Source organism: Streptomyces sp. UF-297 (assembly GCF_058245575.1).
Genome location: NZ_JBSIBZ010000009.1, coordinates 90,301 through 110,373 on the forward strand (window position 1 = coordinate 90,301; position 20,073 = coordinate 110,373).

General features: G+C 73.2%; 17 protein-coding genes. 8 read left to right on the forward strand and 9 right to left on the reverse strand.

Going from position 1 to position 20,073, the window contains the following annotated elements:
• Positions 1–156: 156 nt before the first annotated feature.
• The 3 genes from AC4IJH_RS08140 to AC4IJH_RS08150 form a co-directional block, all read right to left on the reverse strand.
• Entirely contained in the window at positions 157–1,281 is a 1,125-nt protein-coding gene (locus tag AC4IJH_RS08140) for a sensor histidine kinase (RefSeq protein ID WP_490850872.1), read from the reverse strand.
• Complete coding sequence (locus AC4IJH_RS08145; RefSeq protein WP_490850873.1) at positions 1,278–2,018, reverse strand: response regulator transcription factor; 741 nt, start codon at positions 2,016–2,018, stop codon at positions 1,278–1,280. Before AC4IJH_RS08145 ends, AC4IJH_RS08140 begins: the two co-directional genes overlap by 4 nt.
• Positions 2,019–2,121: 103 nt before the next feature.
• A complete protein-coding gene (locus AC4IJH_RS08150; protein ID WP_490850874.1) occupies positions 2,122–2,874 on the reverse strand; it encodes a spermidine synthase family protein in 753 nt (250 codons plus the stop codon).
• 163 nt (positions 2,875–3,037) lie between these two features.
• Between AC4IJH_RS08150 and AC4IJH_RS08155 the strand changes: the two genes are divergently transcribed.
• Both AC4IJH_RS08155 and lon read left to right on the forward strand, forming a co-directional pair.
• Positions 3,038–3,814, forward strand: coding sequence for a rhomboid-like protein (locus AC4IJH_RS08155; RefSeq protein ID WP_490850875.1), 777 nt, complete (start codon positions 3,038–3,040; stop codon positions 3,812–3,814).
• Positions 3,815–3,949: 135 nt separating this feature from the next.
• Entirely contained in the window at positions 3,950–6,364 is a 2,415-nt protein-coding gene (gene lon / locus AC4IJH_RS08160) for an endopeptidase La (protein WP_490850876.1), read from the forward strand.
• Positions 6,365–6,427: 63 nt separating this feature from the next.
• Here lon and AC4IJH_RS08165 read toward each other — a convergent pair whose 3' ends face one another.
• On the reverse strand, positions 6,428–7,279 hold the full coding sequence (locus AC4IJH_RS08165) for a lysozyme (RefSeq protein ID WP_490850877.1): 852 nt from the start codon (positions 7,277–7,279) through the stop codon (positions 6,428–6,430).
• A gap of 275 nt (positions 7,280–7,554) precedes the next feature.
• Here AC4IJH_RS08165 and AC4IJH_RS08170 point away from each other — a divergent pair, with 275 nt between their 5' ends.
• Positions 7,555–8,046, forward strand: a complete 492-nt coding sequence (locus AC4IJH_RS08170) for a MarR family winged helix-turn-helix transcriptional regulator (RefSeq protein WP_490850878.1) — start codon at positions 7,555–7,557, stop codon at positions 8,044–8,046.
• A gap of 33 nt (positions 8,047–8,079) precedes the next feature.
• Here AC4IJH_RS08170 and AC4IJH_RS08175 read toward each other — a convergent pair whose 3' ends face one another.
• Positions 8,080–8,925 carry a hypothetical protein gene (locus AC4IJH_RS08175; RefSeq protein ID WP_490850879.1) on the reverse strand — a complete coding sequence of 282 codons (846 nt, stop codon included), beginning with the start codon at positions 8,923–8,925 and terminating at the stop codon, positions 8,080–8,082.
• 635 nt (positions 8,926–9,560) lie between these two features.
• Between AC4IJH_RS08175 and AC4IJH_RS08180 the strand changes: the two genes are divergently transcribed.
• Genes AC4IJH_RS08180 through AC4IJH_RS08200 form a run of 5 tightly spaced genes read left to right on the forward strand, consistent with a single transcriptional unit; the run spans position 9,561 to position 15,441 of the window.
• Positions 9,561–12,596, forward strand: a complete 3,036-nt coding sequence (locus AC4IJH_RS08180) for a sensor histidine kinase (RefSeq protein ID WP_490850880.1) — start codon at positions 9,561–9,563, stop codon at positions 12,594–12,596.
• Positions 12,593–13,084, forward strand: a complete 492-nt coding sequence (locus AC4IJH_RS08185; RefSeq protein ID WP_490850881.1) for a roadblock/LC7 domain-containing protein — start codon at positions 12,593–12,595, stop codon at positions 13,082–13,084. The genes AC4IJH_RS08180 and AC4IJH_RS08185 overlap by 4 nt, the downstream gene beginning before the upstream one ends.
• The gene (locus AC4IJH_RS08190) at positions 13,081–13,488 is read left to right on the forward strand and encodes a DUF742 domain-containing protein (protein WP_490850882.1); all 408 of its coding nucleotides are present in this window, start codon (positions 13,081–13,083) and stop codon (positions 13,486–13,488) included. The genes AC4IJH_RS08185 and AC4IJH_RS08190 overlap by 4 nt, the downstream gene beginning before the upstream one ends.
• On the forward strand, positions 13,469–14,167 hold the full coding sequence (locus AC4IJH_RS08195) for a GTP-binding protein (protein ID WP_490850883.1): 699 nt from the start codon (positions 13,469–13,471) through the stop codon (positions 14,165–14,167). The genes AC4IJH_RS08190 and AC4IJH_RS08195 overlap by 20 nt, the downstream gene beginning before the upstream one ends.
• Before the next feature lie 41 nt (positions 14,168–14,208).
• On the forward strand, positions 14,209–15,441 hold the full coding sequence (locus AC4IJH_RS08200) for a styrene monooxygenase/indole monooxygenase family protein (protein ID WP_490850884.1): 1,233 nt from the start codon (positions 14,209–14,211) through the stop codon (positions 15,439–15,441).
• Here the strand turns inward: AC4IJH_RS08200 and AC4IJH_RS08205 are convergent.
• The 4 genes from AC4IJH_RS08205 to AC4IJH_RS08220 all read right to left on the reverse strand — a co-directional run bounded on the left by AC4IJH_RS08205 (position 15,431) and on the right by AC4IJH_RS08220 (position 20,043).
• On the reverse strand, positions 15,431–16,978 hold the full coding sequence (locus tag AC4IJH_RS08205; protein ID WP_490850885.1) for an alpha/beta hydrolase: 1,548 nt from the start codon (positions 16,976–16,978) through the stop codon (positions 15,431–15,433). The genes AC4IJH_RS08200 and AC4IJH_RS08205 overlap by 11 nt on opposite strands.
• 150 nt (positions 16,979–17,128) lie before the next feature.
• Complete coding sequence (locus AC4IJH_RS08210; RefSeq protein WP_490850886.1) at positions 17,129–18,244, reverse strand: C40 family peptidase; 1,116 nt, start codon at positions 18,242–18,244, stop codon at positions 17,129–17,131.
• A 194-nt stretch (positions 18,245–18,438) separates the two neighbouring features.
• Complete coding sequence (locus tag AC4IJH_RS08215; RefSeq protein ID WP_490850887.1) at positions 18,439–19,569, reverse strand: chitinase; 1,131 nt, start codon at positions 19,567–19,569, stop codon at positions 18,439–18,441.
• A gap of 210 nt (positions 19,570–19,779) precedes the next feature.
• Entirely contained in the window at positions 19,780–20,043 is a 264-nt protein-coding gene (locus AC4IJH_RS08220) for a DUF8847 domain-containing protein (RefSeq protein WP_490850888.1), read from the reverse strand.
• Between the last annotated feature and the right edge of the window lie 30 nt (positions 20,044–20,073).

A 20,073-nucleotide genomic window follows, 5' to 3' on the forward strand; every position in this document is an offset into this window, starting at 1 on the left:
GGAGGGTTTCAGGGCATGACTTGGCGGGAAACACACGGAGTTTGCCTGCGTACGGGTAGGGCTCAGCGCCGCGGCGCACCCCGATGAGTGTTCCCGCCACCGACCCTACGTCAACGAACGGGGGACGTGCCGGTGAAGCCGGGTCAACGTGTCAGGTCAGCCGCGCGCCGGCTCGACCCCCGGGAGGGTGACGCGGATGCGGCAGCCGCGGGGGGATTCGGCCACGCCTATCCGCCCGCCGTGCAGATCCACCGCCCAGCGGGCGATCGCCAGACCCAGGCCCGTACCGCCGTCCGAACCCGGGCCCGAGGGGGCCGGGCCGCCGCGGTTGAAGCGCTCGAAGACCCGGTAGCGCTCGGAGGCGGGGATGCCGGGGCCCTCGTCCTGCACCTCCAGCTCCAGGCTCTCGGGCGCCTCGCCGCGGCGCGCGCGGACGGTGACCCGGCCGTGCCTCGGGGAGTGCTTGATGGCGTTGTCGATCAGGTTGGCCACGACCTGGTGCAGGCGCTCGGCGTCCGCGTGCGCGGTCAGCTCCGGCGGGGAGACGTCCAGGTGGAGGTGGACGTCCGTACGGGTGTGGGTGCCCGATCCCGCCAGGGTGGCGGCGCCGCGGCTCATGTTGGCCTCCTTGAGCACCCCCGACAGATACGGCCAGACCTCGAAGCGCCGGGCGTGCAGCGGTACCACGCCGTTGTCCAGGCGGGACAGGTCCAGGAGGTGCTCCACCAGGCGGCCCAGGCGCTCGGTCTGCTTCAGCGCCGTGCGCATCGTCTCCGGGTCGGGGTCGGAGACGCCGTCGACGACGTTCTCCAGCACGGCCCGCAGCGCCGCGATCGGGGTGCGCAGCTCGTGGGAGACATTGGCGACCAGCTCCTTGCGGTGGGTGTCCACCGCCTCCAGGTCGGCGGCCATGCGGTTGAAGGCCTCGGCCAGGTCGCCGAACTCGTCGCGCCGCCCCGAGCGCACCCGCCGGGTGTAGTCGCCGTCGGCCATCGCCCGCGTCACATCCGTCATCTCGCCCAGCGGCGCGGTCAGGCTGTTCGCGACGAACTGGGTGACCAGCAGCGAGGCGATGATCGAGAAGACCGTGATGACGCGCAGCTCGGTCGCGGAGTGGATCGCGACGAAGACCAGCAGCGTCGTGATGATCACCGAGACGACGACCAGGGCGCCCAGGGCCGCCTTCACGGAGCGGTAGGGGTCCAGCGGGCGCAGGCCTTCCCAGGTCCGCTCCCAGAACCGCTCCCACACCCCGCGCGCCGGCGCCCTGAACCGGGTCATGCGGTCGGGCTCTCCAGGGCGTATCCGACACCGTGGACCGTACGGATGCGCTCGGCGCCGATCTTGCGGCGCAGGGCCTTGATGTGGCTGTCGACCGTGCGCGTACCGGAGGCGTCCGCCCAGTCCCACACCTCCGCCAGCAGCTGCTCGCGGGAGAGCACCGCGCGCGGGGTGTTGGCCAGACACACCAGCAGGTCGAACTCGGTGGGCGTCAGATGGACGTCCTCGCCGCGCACCCGCACCCGGCGCTGGGCGTGGTCGATCTCCAGCTCGCCCAGGCGCAGGATGCCGCTGCGCGGGGTGTGCGCGGCCTGGGTGGCGCGCTCCACGCGGCGCAGCAGCACATGCACCCGGGCGGCCAGCTCCCGCATGGAGAACGGCTTGGTCATGTAGTCGTCGGCGCCGACGCCGAGGCCGACCAGCATGTCGGTCTCGTCGTCCCGCGCGGTCAGCATCATCACCGGCACCGGGCGCTGGGCCTGCACCCTGCGGCACACCTCCAGGCCGTCGAAGCCCGGCAGCATCACATCCAGCACCAGCAGGTCGGGCTGCCAGGCCTCGGCGGTGTCCACCGCCGCGGGGCCGTCGCCCGCCGTCTGCACCTGGAAGCCCTCGGCGCGGAGCCTGGCCGCGATGGCGTCCACGATCGTCGGGTCGTCCTCGACGACGAGGACCCGGCGCTGGGCGCCGGGCGTGGCCGCGGCGGCGCCGCCCTGGGTGGTCTGAGTCTGGTCCATCGCCCGCCCCTGCATGTCCCCGTGTGCCTGGTCGCGCACTGCGTCGCGTAGTGCCTGGTCGCGTCTTGCTGGCAGCAGCGTAAGGGCACGATGTGACCGGCGGCTACGCGCCCTTGCGCGCGAGGTGCACCACGTCGGGGACGCCTCGGACAACGGGGATCTCTTCGGTGCGTACCTCGCAGAACCCGGCATTTTGGAGGGCGAGTTCGAATGCGGACGACGGCCGGGCCGACCAGACGGCCAGCACGCCGCCGGTGGTCAGCCGCTCCCGGCAGGCGGCCAGGCCCGCGGGGGAATAGAGGCTGTCGTTGCCCTCGGTGACGGTCCAGTCCGGCCCGTTGTCGATGTCCAGGCACAGGGCGTCGAAGGTGCCGGGGCCGGCGCCGCAGCGGACGTACTCGACCAGGTCGGTGTGCAGGATCTCGGTCCGCGGATCGGCGAGCGCCTCCTGGGAGATCGCCGCCAGCGGGCCGCGGCGGTGCCAGTCGATGACCGCCTCCTCGCGCTCGACGACCGCGATGCGGCCCCAGCGCGGCTCGGCGGCGGCGCGGGCCAGGGAGAAGCCGACGCCCAGCCCGCCGATCAGTACGGAGGGCCGCGCCCGGTAGGAGGGCAGCGCGGCGAGCGCGGCGTCGATCAGCACGCGCTCGGAGGTGCCGTCCGAAGTGTCCATCAGGAAACAGCCGTTGGCGATGATCTCGTAGATCCCGTCGGCCCCGCCGCGCCGGCGCAGGACCACTTCGCCGTACGGGCCCTCGCGGCGGTCGAGGGTGCGGGGAGATGAGGTGTCGTGGGCCGGGCCGGCCGAGCGCGGGGCGTGGGGCGCGGAGTTCGGGGATGCGGCTGCGGTGGACATGCGCGCCATCCTGGCCAACGGCCCGTGCCGGGTCCAGCGGTTTGCCGCCGCGCGGCGCCGTGGCCACCCCGGTGACACGGGTCACGGGCACAGCTGGTTCATTGGTGCGTCGTGCAGCCTTGACGGCACGAACGGCACAACCGGCAGAGAGGGCGTTGCGACAGTGACACAGGGTGCTCCTGCGGCCGAGGGCGGTCCGGCCGAAGCGCCGCGGTTGCCCTCCACCGCCGGGATTCCCGCCCAGCGCGCCACCGGCGGGCCGGTGGCGGCGAACGCCGTGCCCGCGGCGGCGGACCCGCCCGCGGCCTCGCCCGCGCCCGCCCGGCTGCGCCCCTGGCGGCTGCTGCCCACCCCCACCGGCACGCCCTTCACCTTCGTCTACGCCCTCGTCCTCCTCGCCACCTCGCTGTTCGCCCAGTACGGCGATGCGGCCCTGGTCGAGGCGCTGCAGCGGGGCTCCAGCACCGACGTCGAGCACCTCACCAGCACGCCGCTGCTGGTGCTCTTCGCCAGCGCCCTGTGGATCGCCGGCGGTCTGTTCTCGGGGTACGCGCTGGTCTTCCCCTTCGTGCTGGGGGCTCTGGAGCGGCACCTGGGAGCCCTGCGCACCGCCGCGGTCTTCTTCGGCGTCCACGTGCTGGCCACCCTCGCCACCGAGATCCCGGTCGGCCTCGCCGTCGCCCTCGGCGAGCTGCCCGAGTCCGCCCTGCGGCAGCCGGACTACGGCATCAGCTTCGGCGTGATGGCCTGCACCGGCGCCCTCACGGGCCTGCTCCCGCCCTGGATCCGCCGCGCCGTACTGGCCCTCGCCTTCACCGTGGCCGTCTCCGGCATCCTCGTGGCCCCGCAGGAGACCAGCGGCTGGGGCCACACGATCTCCCTTCTCCTGGGCACCCTGAGCCGCCCGCTGATCCGCCGCTCGCCCGCCCGGCGCGGCTAGGGCCTGTCGGCACAGTCCGTACGCATCGGACGCGGGTGGCCGGGTGATCGCTCACAGCGAACACGGCTGGGGAACACCAGAGGGCTCAGCAGCATTGAGTGGGTACAGCTCAACTTGCATGCCGAAGGGGAGATCATGGCTTCGACGTCCGTACCGCTCACTCTGCCCGTGCTGCCCCTGGACGACGAGGTCGTCCTGCCGGGGATGGTCGTGCCGCTGGACCTGTCCGATCCCGAGGTGCGCGCCGCGGTGGAGGCCGCACAGGCCGCCGCGTCGCCGGGTGACAAGCCACGGGTGCTGCTGGTGCCGCGGGTGGAGGGCACGTACGCGGGCACCGGCACGCTCGGCCGTATCGAGCAGGTCGGCAGGCTCTCCGACGGCGATCCCGGGGCGCTGATCCGCGGTCTGGGCCGGGTGAAGATCGGCTCCGGGACGACCGGGCCGGGTGCCGCCCTGTGGGTGGAGGGCACCGCCGTCGAGGAGGCGGCCCCCGTCACGTCCGACGGGACGGTGGGCCTGCCCGGCGCGGTGGCCGAACTGGTCAAGGAGTACAAGGCGCTGGCCACCAGCTGGCTCAAGAAGCGCGGCGCCTGGCAGGTCGTGGACCGCGTCCAGCAGATCGACGACGTCTCCCAGCTCGCCGACAACTCCGGCTACTCGCCGTTCTTGAGCGTCGCGCAGAAGGTCGAGCTGCTGGAGACGGCCGACCCGGTGGCCCGGCTCCGGCTCGCCACCGAGCAGCTGCGCGAGCACCTCGCCGAGCAGGACGTGGCCGAGTCCATCGCCAAGGACGTCCAGGAGGGCGTCGACAAGCAGCAGCGCGAGTTCCTGCTGCGGCGCCAGCTGGAGGCCGTGCGCAAGGAGCTGGCCGACCTCAATGGCGACCCGGAGGACGAGGGCGGGGACTACCGCGCCCGCGTCGAGGCCGCCGACCTGCCCGAGGACGTGCGCAAGGCCGCCCTGAAGGAGGTCGACAAGCTGGAGCGGTCCAGCGACCAGAGCCCCGAGGGCTCATGGATCCGCACCTGGCTGGACACCGTCCTGGAACTCCCCTGGAACGAGCGCACCGAGGACTCCTACGACATCGCCGGCGCCCGGGAGGTCCTGGACGCGGACCACGCGGGCCTGGACGACGTCAAGGAGCGGATCACCGAGTACCTGGCGGTCAGGAAGCGGCGCACGGAGCGCGGCCTCGGCCTGGTCGGCGGGCGGCGCGGGGGCGCGGTGCTCGCGCTGGTGGGTCCGCCCGGCGTCGGCAAGACCTCGCTCGGCGAGTCCGTGGCCCGCGCGATGGGCCGCAGGTTCGTCCGCGTCGCGCTCGGCGGCGTACGGGACGAGGCGGAGATCCGCGGCCACCGGCGCACCTACGTGGGCGCGCTGCCCGGCCGGATCGTCCGCGCGGTCAAGGAAGCCGGGTCCATGAACCCCGTCGTCCTGCTGGACGAGATCGACAAGGTGGGCTCCGACTTCCGCGGCGACCCGGCGGCCGCCCTGCTGGAGGTCCTGGACCCGGCCCAGAACCACACCTTCAGGGACCACTACCTGGAGGTCGAACTGGACCTGTCCGACGTGGTCTTCCTGGCCACCGCCAACGTCCTGGAGGCCATCCCGGAGCCGCTGCTGGACCGCATGGAGCTGGTCCGCCTGGACGGCTACACCGAGGACGAGAAGGTCACCATCGCCCGCGACCACCTGCTGCCCCGGCAGCTGGACCGCGCGGGCCTGGAGGCGGGCGAGGTCACGCTCGGGGAGGGCGCGCTGCGCAAGCTGGCGGGCGAGTACACCCGCGAGGCGGGCGTGCGCAACCTGGAGCGGTCCGTCGCCCGGCTGCTGCGCAAGGTCGCCGCCCAGCACGAACTGGGCGAGCGGGAGCTGCCGTTCGCGGTCGGCGAGGACGATCTGCGCGCCCTGATCGGGCGGCCGCACCACGTACCCGAGTCGGCGCAGGACCCGGCCGAGCGGCGCACGGCCGTGCCCGGCGTGGTCACCGGCCTCGCCGTCACCGGAGCGGGCGGCGACGTGCTGTACGTGGAGGCCTCGCTCGCCGACCCGGAGACCGGCGCCTCGGGGCTCCAGCTCACCGGCCAGCTCGGCGACGTGATGAAGGAGTCCGCGCACATCGCGCTCTCCTTCCTGCGCTCGCACGGCGCCGAACTGGAGCTGCCGGTCGGCGACTTGAAGGAGCGCGGCGTCCATCTGCACGTACCGGCGGGCGCGGTCCCCAAGGACGGCCCGAGCGCGGGCGTCACGATGACGACCGCGCTGGCCTCGCTGCTCAGCGGGCGCCAGGTGCGGCCGGAGGTGGCGATGACCGGCGAGGTGTCGCTGACCGGGCGGGTGCTGCCCGTCGGGGGCGTCAAGCAGAAGCTGCTCGCCGCCCACCGCGCCGGGATCACCACCGTGATCATTCCCAAGCGCAACGAGCCGGACCTGGACGACGTCCCCGCCGAGATCCTCCACAAGCTCGAGGTCCACCCGGTGGCCGATGTGCGCCAGGTGCTGGAGCTGGCGCTGACGCCCGCCGTCGCGGAGGTCCCGGTCGCGGCGTGAGCCGCCCGCGGCAAGGCCCCGGCACGACTCGTGCCGGGGCCCCGCCGCGCCCGTCCGGCCGGCTCACCCGTTGGCGAGCGCCTGGAGGCGGTCGTAGGCGCCGTTGAAGCGGTTGTGGTCGCCCACCGTCGGGCCCGTGGAGGTGTACTGCCAGATGGTGTGGAAGCCCCAGCCCGCCGGGAGTTCGCCGACCGAGGAGCCGTAGCGGGGGATCCACAGCGGGTTGACCGAGCCGAAGCCGGAGTAGTTGCCGGTGCACTGCTTCCACCAGTTGGTGGAGGTGTAGATGACGGCGTCGCGGCCGGTGCGCGCCTTGTAGGTGGCGAAGAAGTCCTTCATCCAGTTGACCAGGCCGCTCGCGCTCATGCCGTAGCAGACCGAGCCGTAGGGGTTGTACTCCATGTCGAGCGCGCCCGGCAGGGTCCTGCCGTCGCGCGACCAGCCGCCGCCGTGGTCGACGAAGTAGTTGGCCTGGGCGGCGCCGCTGGAGGTGTCGGGCGTCGCGAAGTGGTACGCCCCGCGGATCATGCCGACGTTGTACGAGCCGTTGTACTGCTGGGCGAAGGAGGGGTTGCGGTAGCTGGTGGACTCCGTCGCCTTGACGTAGGCGAAGCGCACGCCGGAGTTCCACAGTGTCTGCCAGGCGACGTTGCCCTGGTGGCTGGAGACGTCCACGCCCTCGACGGAGGCCGCGAGCGGCGGTGGCGTCGGGCCCGGCGCCGCTCCTTCATGACGGGCGATCTGCGAGCCGGCCCAGTCGAGGTGGGGGTGGGCCGGCTCGGGCGCCCTCTTGGAGGCCGCGGCGAAGGACGGGCCGGACAGGCCCAGGACGAGGGAGAGAGCCGCCAGGAGCGCTCCCGCGGCGGCTGCCAGGGGGCGCGGGCGGCGGGCCGAGCCGGATCTGTGCACGGGCATTGCGTGCCTCCGAGGATCTCGGTGAATGACCTGAGGGGGGATCTGCCGACATGTCATGACCGGCGCCGCGCCTGGGTGACCGCGGCGACCGATGTTGGTGTGACCATGTCAGCCATGACGGTACGCGCGTAGACCGCCGTGGCAAAAGGGGGCCGGGAGGCTGCCGTTGGTCTAATCCTGCGAAATACTGGACGAGCTGCGGCTTCGGCCGCGGCCGAAGGAAACTTTCACGGTCGGGAAAGAAAACGGTCCGAAAACCAGGAAAGGGCGCTGACGTGCACAACACCGGAGCCGACGGCATGGCGACGGCGGGCGGGCCCAGTGGTGTGGACCAGGTGTTCCTGTCCCTGGAGCGGGAGCTGGCGGTCTTTCTGCGCCGCGCCCGCGCCTCGTCGGGCGAGCTGGCCCGCGAGGTGCACCCCGACCTGGAGCCGGCGGCGTACGGCCTCCTGATGCGCCTGGCCGACGCCGGGCAGCAGCGGGCCACCGAGCTGGCCGGGTACTTCGGCGTCGGCAAGGCCACGATGAGCCGGCAGCTGCGCGCGCTGTGCGAGCTCGGTCTGATCGACCGCGACCCGGACCCCGCCGACGGCCGGGCCGTACTGGTCCGCCTCACCGACGAGGGCCGCGACCGCTTCACGCGCGTACGCACCGCCCGCCGCGCCCGCTACGCCCGCAGTCTGGCCGCCTGGGACCGTCAGGAGGTGGCCGAACTGGCCCGGCTGCTGCACCGGTTGAACGGCGAACAGGACACCGACGAGGGGTGACGAGGGGCGACGAGGGGCAGTGCCCCGCGGCTCTCACGGCGCCACGAACACCACGGCCGCGTCGTCGTGGCACTTGCCGCGCCTGAAGGCCGTGCCGTCGGGGTCGGCCGACTCGGCGGCGCGGACGCGGTCGATGAGGAACTGGGGGCCCTCCTTGCGCAGGAGGGCGACGCAGTCGGTCCAGGTGCCCTCGCCGAAGACCTCGACCCAGCGGGCGGCGCCGTCGGTGAGCGCGGCCAGGGAGCGCAGGCCGGACAGCGGGCGGGTGCCGGTGACGGCGCGCGCCGCCACCGACGGGTCGGCGGCGGCGGTGAAGAAGCCGCCCTCGGCGTTGCGCAGCAACTCCACCGCGCGTCCGTACTCCCGGGCGGCGGCGGCCCGTTCCGGCGAGCCCTGCGGCAGCGCCCGTACCGCCGCGCGCCGGTCCCCTACCCAGGGCGGCAGTTCGTCCAGGCGGGAGTCCAGGACCGGGGTGACCGTGCCGTCGGCCTCCTCGATCAGGAGGGTGGAGTCGGACAGCACCAGGTACTCCAGCGACCCCCCGGACCAGCGCGCGAGGACAACGGTTGCCTGGGGAGTGCGGAGGTGAGAAAGGTCACAGGTGGCGCGGTGGGCGTCCGCCGTACGGGAGATGGCGGCCGACAGGATCTCAGGGAGCGTCATATCCCGGAGTGAACCGGACAGTTCGAGCAGCGCGCCGCCGAGCCGGGCGGTGAACCACGGCACGCCGTGCACGCATCCGTAGTCACCCTCCGGCGGGGTCACGCCGTCCAGCAGGACCAGGACCCCGCCCCGGCCCGACGCAGGTACGGCCACGGACGCGTAGTCCTCATTGGGGCGTTGGGGGGATCCGGGCTCGGTGGCCAGTTCGACGCGCATGGGATCAAGTCTGCCGCAGTGGCCGGAAACATCCGGTGGGCGCGGAGCGGATGGCACGGTCCGGGCGCGGGGGCGGGTTTCGATTCGCGCGAGGCGGCCTACGAGTGCGCGTGGCGGCCGCTCGGGGGCCCCGGGAAGGTGCGGGCGCGCATCTTTCCAGGAGGCGTACGGTTCTCCAAACCCGTGCGGGGGTTGCACGGGGTTGCGGGCCGGGACGGAAGTTGATGGTCAACTTCCGATTGATGTTCACTCATTCGAGTGGCCGGGCATGCGTTGCCGAGCCGCTGCGCGGCGCCGGTGGAATGGTCGTTGTCCGGATCATGGGGTGGGGCCAAGGCACTCGTCGCGACGCGTACTACCGGGCTGTTTCCACCACCGCTCCGCGCGCGGGCCCGCCCGCGGGCAAGGGGCGGGGGACGGGCCGGGTCCGCAAGGCCACGGCGTGGGCAGGCGAGACAGGATTGCGAGCAGCGGTGCGGAAGAAGCGGCTTCGGGGCGGCGCGGTGGAGCCGGTGACACCGGCCGGTTCGGCTACGGGTCCGGATCCTTCGGGTGCCCCTTCCCATGCCCCTTCCCATGCCCCTTCCCATGCCGGTTCCCCTGCCGGCGCGCCCGTGCCGCGGGCCCGCGCACGCGTGCGCAACCGCCTGGTGGGCGCGGTCGCCGTGGTCGCCGTCGCCGTCCTGGGCGCCGGAGCCCCCGCCGTCGTCTCGTCCGTGCAGGACCTCCACGACTCCCAGCGGCTGGTCGACCTCGCCGAGTTGAACGCCCGCGCCGTGTCCCTGTCCCACTCCCTGGCCGACGAGCGCGACGCGGTGGCCGAGCACGCCGTCAAGGCCGCGGCCGGGCGGACGGCGGGCGCCGACGAGGGCTCGCTGCGCTCCCAGCGCGCCCGGGTGGACCGTCAGATCGGCGAACTGCGCGCCGAGTCGCACGACGCCTCCGGCGCCACCCCCGCCTACGCCGCCGCCGAGAAACTCCTCAACGCCCTGCCCCAGGTCCGCCAGAAGGCGCTGTCCGGACAGGGCCAGACCACCGAGATCTTCGAGGCGTACACCCAGGCCGTCCAGGCGCTGGGCGCCATAGGCGAGGACATCGCGCGCGGCCTGCCCGCCCGCGCCGACGCCATCGCCCCCGACGTCCGCGCGCTGCCCGCCCTGGGCCGCGCCACCGACCAGGCCTCCGCCGCCCGCGGCCGGCTGCTGGCCGCGCTGGCCGGCGGCGGCCCGCAGCCCCAGCTGACCGCCGCCGCCCAGAAGGCCTCGGTACGCGAACAGGCCGCCCTCGCCGACTTCGAGCAGGACGCCGGGCCCGAGGCCCGCGAGCGCTACGTACGCACCGTCAACGGCACGGATGTCACCGCCGCCGAGCGCTACCTGGCCCGCCTGACCGACCAGCCGCGCCTGGACGCGGCGGACCTGACCTTGAGCCAGGACCGGGTGCGCACCACGCTCACCTCCCGGCTGGCCCTGATGCGCAGCGTCGAGTCCTCCATGGCCACCGCCGACATCGAGCGCCTGGGCACGCTGCGCGACGACGACGTGAGCGCGCTGGAGATCCGTATCGCGCTGCTCGCCGTCTGCCTGCTGCTCGCCGTCGGCATCAGCGTCGGGGCCGCCCGCTCCATGACCCGGCCGCTGGCCGTGCTGCGGCTCGGCGCCCGGCGGGTGTGTGCCGACCCGGCCGCCGAGGCGCCCGTCTCCTTCAAGGGCCGCGACGACGAATACGCCGAAACCGTCCGGTACGTCAACGAACTCCACGCAAAGGCCGGCCAGTTGAGCCGCCGCGCCGCCGAACTGGAGGGCGAGCGCACCCGCCTGGTGGGCGGCCGCCAGCGGCTGGTCGCCGAGCGCGAGGTGCTCCAGGAGGAGCGCACCGCGCTGCGCAAGGAGAGCGCCGAACTCACCGAGCGGCTGGCCGCGCTGCGCACCGGCGTGCACGGCCGCTTCGTCAACCTCTCGCTGCGCACCCTGGGCCTGGTCGAGCGGCAGCTGACCGTCATCGAGTCGCTGGAGGAGCGCGAGCAGGACCCCGAGCGCCTGGAAACCCTCTTCAAGCTCGACCACTTCGCCGCGCGGATGCGCCGCAACAGCGAGAACATGCTGGTGCTCGCGGGCGCCGAGCACGGCACCAGCCACTCGGGACCGGTGGCGCTGCTGGACGTGCTGCGCGCCGCCATGAGCGAGATCGAGCGCTACGAGCGCGTGCGCATCCAGTCGCTGCCGCCGCACTCCCAGGTCGCCGGGTTCGCCGCCGACGACATCAGCCACCTGCTGGCCGAACTCCTGGAGAACGCCACGGCCTTCTCCCCGCCCGACGCCCATGTCGAGCTGTCGGGCTGGCTGCTGGAGAGCGGCGAGCTGATGCTCTCCGTCCAGGACGAGGGCATCGGGATGACCCCCGACCGCCTGGCGGAGCTGAACGCCCGTCTCGCGGACCCGGCCGCCTCCGCCGCCTCCGACACCCTGGGCAGCGCCGAGGACGCGCTGGGCCTGGGCCTGTACGTCGTGGTGCGGCTGGCCGCCCGGCACGGCGTCCGCGTCCAGCTGCGCGACCAGCAGCAGGGCGGCATCACGGCCGTCGTCGTGCTGCCCGCCGCCATCCTGCCCACCCGCCCGGCACCCGCCGCGGACCCGGCCGCCGTTCCCGGCGAGCGCCTGGCCCCGCAGACCCTGCCCGGCTCGGTGGCGGAGGCCAACTCCAACACGCTGCCCATCCGTACGGTCCGCGTGGAGCCGGGCAGCGGCGCCCTCGTCGAGAGCGCCGGGCCCGCAGCGGGCGCTCAGGGAACGGGCGGGTACGAGGCCGGACCCGCCGACCCCGGCCCGGCCGACGCCGTGCCCGCCGACGCGCTGCCGCCCGCCGCGATCCCGTACCCCGCCGACCCCGCGCAGGCCGACCCCTTCGTGGCCGCCGCCGAGCGGGCCATCGACGCCGCGGGACTGGGCGCGCAGCCCTTGGACGAGCCGGAGCCGGACGCGTACGGGCCGCTGTCCTTGGGGCCGTACGCACCCGGCACCGACCACACGGGTGAGCCCGCACCCGGCGAGCACACCCGGCCCGCCGCCGGCTCCGCAGGGCTCGATACGCCCCCCGCCGGGCGGCACGCCCGCCCGCAGGAGGGGGTACGCCCGCCCGCCGGGCTGCCCGCGCGGCGGATGCCGGGCACGCCCGTGGACGCCCACGCCACGGCTGCGGACGCACCCACGGGCACGCGCGAGCCGTCGCGGGAGGCGGCGGGCGCGGGCGAGCAGGACGAGGCGCCCGGCGGCATACGCGCGCACGCCCACGGCGCCACGGCGCCACCCGCCTCGCCCTCCGGCGCCGGCACCGAGCCGCCCGCCGACGAGGCCGCGGGCGCCGCGCGCCGCGCCGCCCCCCTGCCCAAGCGCACGCCCCGGCTCGTACCCCAGCGGCAGGCCGTGGCGCCGCGCAGGGCCGGCGGCGTGGACGCGGAGGAACTGCGGCGCAGGCTCGGCGGCTTCCAGTCGGGCGCCCGCAAGGGCCGCCGCGACGTCGAGGCCGAGATCGCCGGGCGTACGGGCGAAGTGACCGGGCAGAGCACGTCGCACGGGGGGCCGTCCACCCCACAGCAGACCGACCCACAGACGGACACCGACGGAGCGGGGGCGCCGGGAGAGAGACACGTTGTCGAGGAGGCACGCGATTGAAGGCGCAAGCGCCCACCGCTTACGGACTGAGCAGCCAGGCACGCAATCTGCACTGGCTGCTGACCAACCTGGTCGAGGAGGTGCCGGGCATCCGCTCGGTCGCCGTCGTCTCCTCCGACGGACTGCTGCTGCTGTCCTCCGACCCCGAGCGGGTGGAGCAGGCCGCCGCCGCGGCCGGCCAGGAGGGCGGGCCCCGGGGGTCCAGCGCGGACCTCGCCACCATCGTCTCCGGCCTGGGCAGCCTGACCTGCGGCGCGGCGCAGCTGATGGACGGCGGAGCGGTCAAGCAGACCATGGTCGCGATGGACGAGGGCTCGCTGTTCGTGACGGCGATCAGCGACGGCTCGCTGCTCGGTGTGCACGCCACACCCGACTGCGACATGAGCGTCATCGCCTACCACATGGCGCTCTTCGTGGGCCGGGCCGGCCATGTCCTGACCCCCGAACTCCGCAGTGAGCTGCGCAAATCCATGGAGAGTGCCCAGTGAGCAGCAGCCCCGCGTCCAAACTTCCGATACGCGGCGGGGACCGCAAACCCTCGCGCGTGCGCCCGTACTCCCTCACCGGCGGCCGGACCCGCTTCGGCCATGTGCTGCTCGTGGAGACCTTCGTGGCGGCGCTGGACGCCCCCGAGGAGCGCCGCGAGCTCACGTCCGGCAACTGGGGCGAGCGGGTGATGCCGGAAATGCGGGCGATCGTCGAGCTGTGCCGCAGGATGCGCTCGGTCGCGGAGATATCCGCGCTGCTCAAGATGCCGCTCGGCGTGGTGCGGGTGCTGCTCAGCGACCTCGCCGACCAGGGAAAGATACGGGTCTACGGCACCGGTCACGGCACCGGCCGGCCCGACCGCGCGCTGCTGGAAAGGGTGCTGGGTGGACTTCGCAGGCTCTGATACGGAATCGCTGTTCGGCACGTCCTCGGGCGCCTCGGCCCCAACGGGCGTGCGCGCGACGGACGGTGTGGCGGGCCCGGGGGAGACGGCTGCCGAGGAAGGGCTGCAGAGCTGGCAGATGGACCGTACGCGCGCCCCCATCGCCACCAAGATCGTGGTGGCGGGCGGCTTCGGCGTCGGCAAGACGACCTTCGTCGGCTCGGTCTCCGAGATCACCCCGCTGCAGACCGAAGCGGTGATGACGCAGGCGAGCGAGGGCACCGACGACCTCTCGGCGACGCCGGAGAAGACCACGACCACGGTCGCGATGGACTTCGGGCGGATCACGCTGGAGTCCGACCTGGTGCTCTATCTGTTCGGCACGCCCGGGCAGAAGCGTTTCTGGTTCATGTGGGACGACCTGGTGCGCGGTGCGATCGGCGCGGTCGTGATGGCCGACACCCGGCGCCTGGAGGACTGTTTCCCCGCGCTGGACTACTTCGAGAGCTGCGGGCTGCCGTACATCGTCGCGGTCAACCACTTCGAGGGGACCGAGCGCTACGACGTGGCGGATGTGCGCGACGCGCTGTCCGTGCCGGCCCATGTGCCCGTCGTGGTGATGGACGCGCGCAAGCGGATCACGGTCATAGAGTCGCTCCTCGAACTCGTCGGGCACGCCCTGGACGCGACCCCCGAATAGCCTGCCGCCCCCCTCCGTACCAGGGAAAAGAGAGCACAACCATGCGGAAGATACTCATCGTCGGAGCCGGCCAGTCCGGCCTCCAGCTCGCCCTCGGGCTGCAGTCCAAGGGCTACGAGGTCACCCTCATGTCCAACCGCACCGCCGACGAGATCCGCTCCGGCCGGGTCATGTCCACGCAGTGCATGTTCCACACCGCTCTCCAGCACGAGCGCGATCTGCAGATCAACTTCTGGGAGAGCCAGGCCCCGCGCATCGAGGGCCTGGGCGTCTCGGTGGCAGCCCCCGACTCCTCCCGCGCGGTGGACTGGTGCGGCAAGCTCAGCGGCTACGCCCAGTCCGTGGACCAGCGGGTGAAGATGGCCGGCTGGATGGAGACCTTCGCGCAGCGCGGCGGCCAGCTCGTCATCCACGGCGCCGCCGTCTCCGACCTGGACTTCTTCGCCAGCCGCTACGACCTGACGATGGTGGCGGCGGGCAAGGGCGAGCTGGTGTCCATGTTCGGCCGGGACGCGGCCCGTTCGCCCTTCGACGCCCCGCAGCGCGCCCTGTCGGTCGCCTATGTGCACGGCCTGGGCCCGCGGCCCGAGCACCCCGAGTTCGACGCGGTGCGCTGCAACCTCGTACCCGGCGTGGGCGAGCTGTTCGTGATGCCCACCCTCACCACCTCCGGCCGGGCCGACATCCTCTTCTGGGAGGGCGTGCCCGGCGGCCCGCTGGACGTCTTCCAGGGCATCAAGGACCCCAACGAGCACCTGGCCACGACCCTGGAGCTGCTGGAGAAGTTCCTGCCCTGGGAGTACGCGCGCGCCACCAAGGTCGAACTCACCGACGCCAACGGCACGCTGGCCGGGCGCTACGCCCCCACCGTGCGCAACCCCATCGGCCGCCTCCCCTCCGGCGGCCTGGTACTGGGCGTCGCCGACGTCGTGGTCGCCAACGACCCGATCACCGGGCAGGGTTCCAACTCCGCCGCCAAGTGCGCCGCTTCCTACCTCTCCTCGATCGTCGGCCACGGCGACGCGCCCTTCGACGCCGCGTGGATGCAGTCGGCCTTCGACCGCTACTGGAACACCGCCCAGTACGTCACCAAGTGGACCAACGCCATGCTCTCCCCGCCGCCGGAGCACGTACTGAACCTCATCGGCGCGGCCGGTCAACTCCAGCCCGCGGCCGACCGGTTCGCCAACGGCTTCAACGACCCGGGTGACTTCGAGAACTTCTTCTACGAGCCGGAGAAGACGGCCGCCTACCTCGCCTCGCTCACGCAGTGACGGTTCCTTGGCTCCCGGCCGCCCCGGTGCCGCACGCCGTGTCGTGCGCCGGGGCCCGGCCGGTCAGCAGATAGCGGTCCACGATGCCGTCCACGCAGGGGCTGCCGTCGCGGTACGTGCCGTGGTCGCCGCCCGCCACGGTGACCAGCCGCGAGCCCCGCAGCTTCTGGTGGGCCCGCAGCGCGCCTTCGTAGTACGTCGTCGGGTCGTGCAGCGAGTTGAGCATGAGGGTGGCCGGCAGGCCCTTGCCGGTCACCCTCACCCGCGGCGCGCCCGAGGGCGGCCAGGCGGCGCACACCGAGGCGAACGCCAACTCCCGCGCGCCGACCAGCGGATGGGCCGCGGCGTCCTCGGCGGAGTGGCGCACCCAGTGGTCCATGTCCCGGGCCCAGGGGGTGTCGTTGCAGGTGACCGCGAAGTACTCGGCGGCGAAGCCGGCCGTCAGGTAGCCCTGGAAGACCATGTTCGCCGTGGCCTTCTCCTTTGGCGTCGCACGGTCCCAGTGCTCCAGCGCCGACAGCGCCGTCGCCAGCGGGGCGAAGCCCTCCCCGGCCTTGTAGATCGCCTTCATCGTGCTGCTGTCCAGCTGGTCGGCGTCGACCTTCTTGGGGCCGATGTCCTGCGGGTGTGCGCTCAGCGCGGCCCGCCGCCGCTCCCAGGTGGCCTTGGTCTTAGCGGGGGTGCGGCCGTAGTGGTAGACCGCGTCGTTCTTGGCCAGCCAGGGCAGGAAGTCCTGCTCGAAGCGGCGCTGGAAGCTGCGCGGCTGGCCCTTCTCGTGCTCCTCCCAGGTCCCGGCGAAGGCGATGTTGCTGTCCAGGACGAGGCGGTTCACGCGCTCGGGGAACACGCTCGCGTAGTAGGCGCCGATCATCGTCGCGTAGGACGCCCCGTAATAGGCGATCTTCTTCTCGCCCAGGAGCGAGCGGTACAGGTCCATGTCCCGCACCGTCTGTTCGGTGGTGAGGTACGGCAGCAGATCCCCGCTGCGCCGCTGACAGGCGCGGACGTAGTGCCGGGAGCGGTCCACTACGCGGCGGATCGCCGAGGGCGAGCGGTCGCGGTGGTCACCGGCGAAGAAGTCCGCGAACTCCTGCTCGCTCTCGCACGCCGGCCGGGTGCTCTCGCCGGTCCCGCGCTGGTCGAAGCTGACGACGTCGTAGGCGGCGGCAACGGCGGGGGACCGCTCGGCGAAGTCCTTGGGCCGCAGCAGGCCCTTGCCGCCCGGCCCCCCTGCGGCCGTCATCAGCACGCCCTGGCGCCGTCCGGGGACGGTGGCCCGGTGCCGGGACACGGCGATGGTGAGGTCCTTGCCCGCCTGCGGGCGGTGCCAGTCGCGCGGCACGGTCATCTCGGCGCACTCCAGCGCCGATGCGCCCGCGCAGGGGTGCCAGCTGAGCCTCTGGTGCGTGTAGCGGGCCGGGGGCGGTGGCGCGGTGGGCGCGGCGTGCGCCGTCGCCGGCAGTGCCGTGGCCGCGAACGCCAGCGTCAGCGCGCCGCCGACGGTGCGCGCCGTCCGGCGCTTTCGGGCTGTGAACATCGGTCCTCCCCTGGACAGTCGGTCAGGGGATCGATGATCATCCGGCGGCCGGGGCGGGCACCATCCCACTGGTGCCACCTTTGCGGGTGGCAGTGGTGCCCGCCCGGTCGTGCCCCCGCACCCGGCGAGGGGCCCGGGGCGCAGCCCCGGTCAGCGGCCCGGCGCCGCCGCCGAGCTGTAGCCCGTGTCGGAGCCCGCCACGGCGCCGCGCGGCAGTTTCGGTGGGACGTACGAGCGCAGGGCGCGGTCGCCGACGTCGGGGCGTACGGCGCCCAGCAGGGGGTTGGCCGCGATGGGGGAGACCTTCACCTTGGCGCCGGGGCGGGGGGCCTGGACCACCATGCCGTCGCCGAGGTACATCGCCACATGCGTCGCGCCGGGGAAGTAGATCACCAGGTCGCCGGGGCGCAGCTGGTGCAGCGGCACCCGCGGCAGCCGCTTCCACTGCTCCTGGCTGGTGCGCGGGATCGCCCGCCCGGCGTGCGACCAGGCCTGGGAGGTCAGCCCCGAGCAGTCGAAGGAGTGGGGCCCCTCCGCGCCCCACACGTACGGCTTGCCGACCTGCTCCAGGCCGTAGGAGATGGCCCGGTCGCCGCTGGAGGACGGCGCCCGCGCGCCGCTGAGCGCGCCGGAGGCCAGCAGCGCGCGCTGGGCCGCGTCCATGTCCTGCTGCTCCAGCCGGCTCAGCTCGGCCAGCTGCTCGTCCGAGAGCGAGGCCAGCATCGCCTCGACCTGCTTGAGCTGCGCCTCCACCGCGTCACGCTGCTTCTTGCGCCGGTCGCTGAGCGCCTGCTGGTTGTCCAGCGCGGCCCGCGCCTGCTTGGCCAGCACCCCGGCCTGCTTGGCGCCGCCCTTGAGCCGGGCGACGGTGGCGGCCTGGTCCTCGGCCGCCTCCTTGAGCAGATGCCCCTGGTCCATCGCCTCCTGCGGGTCCTTGGCGAGCAGGAGGCGCAGGTAGGAGGAGAGCGCGGCCGAACCCGCGCCCTGGTACTGCATACGGGCCAGCCGCCCGGCGTCCGCCTGCCCGTCGGCGAGCCGTGTACGGGCCCTGGCCAGGCGGGAGTTGAGTTCCTCCGACTGCTTCTGCGCCGCCTTGAGGTCCTCCTCGGTGGCGTTGTACGCCTCGGTGGCCTCCTCCGCCGTGCGGTACAGCTCCTGGAGCCGCTGCAGCAGCCGGCTCAGCGGTACGGCGGGCGCGGGGTCGGCGGGGGCTGCCAGCGCGGCGGGCGAGGGCACCGCCAGCGCGACCGCGCTCAGTAGGGCCACCGTGCACACCGACCGTGGAAAACGTCCCGACACCGACCCACCTCCGACAACCGCGCCGACCTTCAGACGGTTCGGATCGTGCCACGGCGGTCGTATCTTCGCCGGGGGAGTGGGCGAAGCGGGGCAACAGGGTCACCCGTTCGGCCCCGGTGACGCCCCCTGGGGCCTTGCCGGGAGGGGCGGGTGAGGGTGTCTCAGGTCCCGAAGTACGTGTCGAAGTTCTTCTGGAACTCCCAGCCGCCGAAGCGGTCCCAGTTCACCGACCAGGTCATCAGGCCGCGCAGCGCGGGCCAGGTGCCGTGGGTGGCGTAGTCGCCGCAGCGGGTCTTCCTGGTGAGGCAGTCCAGCGCCTTGTTCACCTCGGCGGGCGGGGTGTGGCCGTTGCCCGCGTGCGAGGAGGCGGGCAGGCCGATGGCGACCTTCTCGGGCGGCAGCGGCGGGAAGAGGTCGGCCCTGTTGCCCGCGACGGGGAAGCCGGTCAGCAGCATGTCGGTCATGGCGATGTGGAAGTCGGCGCCGCCCATGGAGTGGTAGCGGTCGTCCAGGCCCATGATCGGGCCGGAGTTGTAGTCCTGGACGTGCAGCAGGGTCAGGTCCTCGCGCAGGGCGTGGATGACGGGGAGGTAGGCGCCGGCGCGCGGGTCCTGGCCGCCCCAGGGGCCCGACCCGTAGTACTGGTAGCCGAGTTGGACGAAGAAGGTCTCCGGGGCCATGGTGAGCGTGAAGCCCGCGCCGTACTTGGCCTTGAGGGCCCTGACGGCCGAGATGAGGTGGACGATCGAGGGGGTCTTGGGGTTCTTGAAGTCGGTGTCGCCCTTGGCCAGGGACAGCGAGTGGCCCTCGAAGTCGATGTCCAGCCCGTCGAGCCCGTAGCGGTCGATGATCGCGCCGACCGAGCGGACGAAGGCGTCGCGGGCCGTGGTGGTGGTCAGCTGGACCTGTCCGTTCTGGCCGCCGATGGAGATCAGCACCTTCTTGCCGGCCGCCTGCTTGGCCTTGACCGCCGCCTTGAACTCCTCCTCGCTCTCCACCCCCGGGCACTGGGAGGCGGGGCACAGCGAGAAGCGGATGTCGCCCGAGGTGGCGGAGGTGGGTTCGCCGAAGGCGAGGTCGATGATGTCCCAGCTGTCGGGGACGTCCGCCAGGCGCGTGTAGCCGGAGCCGTTGGCGAAGCTGGTGTGCAGATAGCCGACCAGGGCGTGGTCGGGAAGGGCCGAGGGGCGGGCCTGGGCGGGGGAGGCCGGCAGCGCGGCGGCGGCCAGGGCCGCGGCGGCCGCGAGGGCGGTCAGCAGGGGGCGTCTGTGGCGGGGCAGGCGACGGCGCATGGGGGGCTCCTTGTCGACGGCGGTACGGAGGGGGCGTACATGCGTGTCGATGGATGGAGGGGCCGTCCCTGCGGGGTGTGGGGCCTGCCAGGGAGGCGCGGGGACGGCTCCCCCTGGCCAGGCAGCAAACAGGCCTAGACCAGTGCTGTCAATGGTCCGGACCAGAGTTGGAACAAAGATGGGCGAAAGAAGAGAGAGCGGTGGCGTCCGTCAACGGCGCTTCCTCCAGGGCCACTTGGGGCCGCGGGAGGGCTCGCCCTCGGGGGCGTAGGCGTACTTCCAGCCCCGTGGCAGCCCCAGCCGCCCCACCCGCCCGGGCTCCCGGCGGTAGACGTGCACCGTCGGGGGGCGCCCGTCGTCGTTGGGGACCGGGATCTCGTAGGTCTTCGGCGGCTGGCCGGTGGCACCGACGAGCACCGGCAGCACGCGTCCGTCCAGCGGCCCGCCGACGAACGGGGTGTTCTCGCTTCTCACCCCACCAGTGTCACATTGTGCTTCCTCGGG

Coding starts and splice junctions, on each gene's coding strand:
- AC4IJH_RS08140 (WP_490850872.1), bottom strand. CDS start 1,281: ATGACCCGGTTCAGGGCGCCGGCGCGCGGGGTGTGGGAGCGGTTCTGG.
- AC4IJH_RS08145 (WP_490850873.1), bottom strand. CDS start 2,018: ATGGACCAGACTCAGACCACCCAGGGCGGCGCCGCCGCGGCCACGCCC.
- AC4IJH_RS08150 (WP_490850874.1), bottom strand. CDS start 2,874: ATGTCCACCGCAGCCGCATCCCCGAACTCCGCGCCCCACGCCCCGCGC.
- lon (WP_490850876.1), top strand. CDS start 3,950: ATGGCTTCGACGTCCGTACCGCTCACTCTGCCCGTGCTGCCCCTGGAC.
- AC4IJH_RS08165 (WP_490850877.1), bottom strand. CDS start 7,279: ATGCCCGTGCACAGATCCGGCTCGGCCCGCCGCCCGCGCCCCCTGGCA.
- AC4IJH_RS08175 (WP_490850879.1), bottom strand. CDS start 8,925: ATGCGCGTCGAACTGGCCACCGAGCCCGGATCCCCCCAACGCCCCAAT.
- AC4IJH_RS08200 (WP_490850884.1), top strand. CDS start 14,209: ATGCGGAAGATACTCATCGTCGGAGCCGGCCAGTCCGGCCTCCAGCTC.
- AC4IJH_RS08205 (WP_490850885.1), bottom strand. CDS start 16,978: ATGTTCACAGCCCGAAAGCGCCGGACGGCGCGCACCGTCGGCGGCGCG.
- AC4IJH_RS08215 (WP_490850887.1), bottom strand. CDS start 19,569: ATGCGCCGTCGCCTGCCCCGCCACAGACGCCCCCTGCTGACCGCCCTC.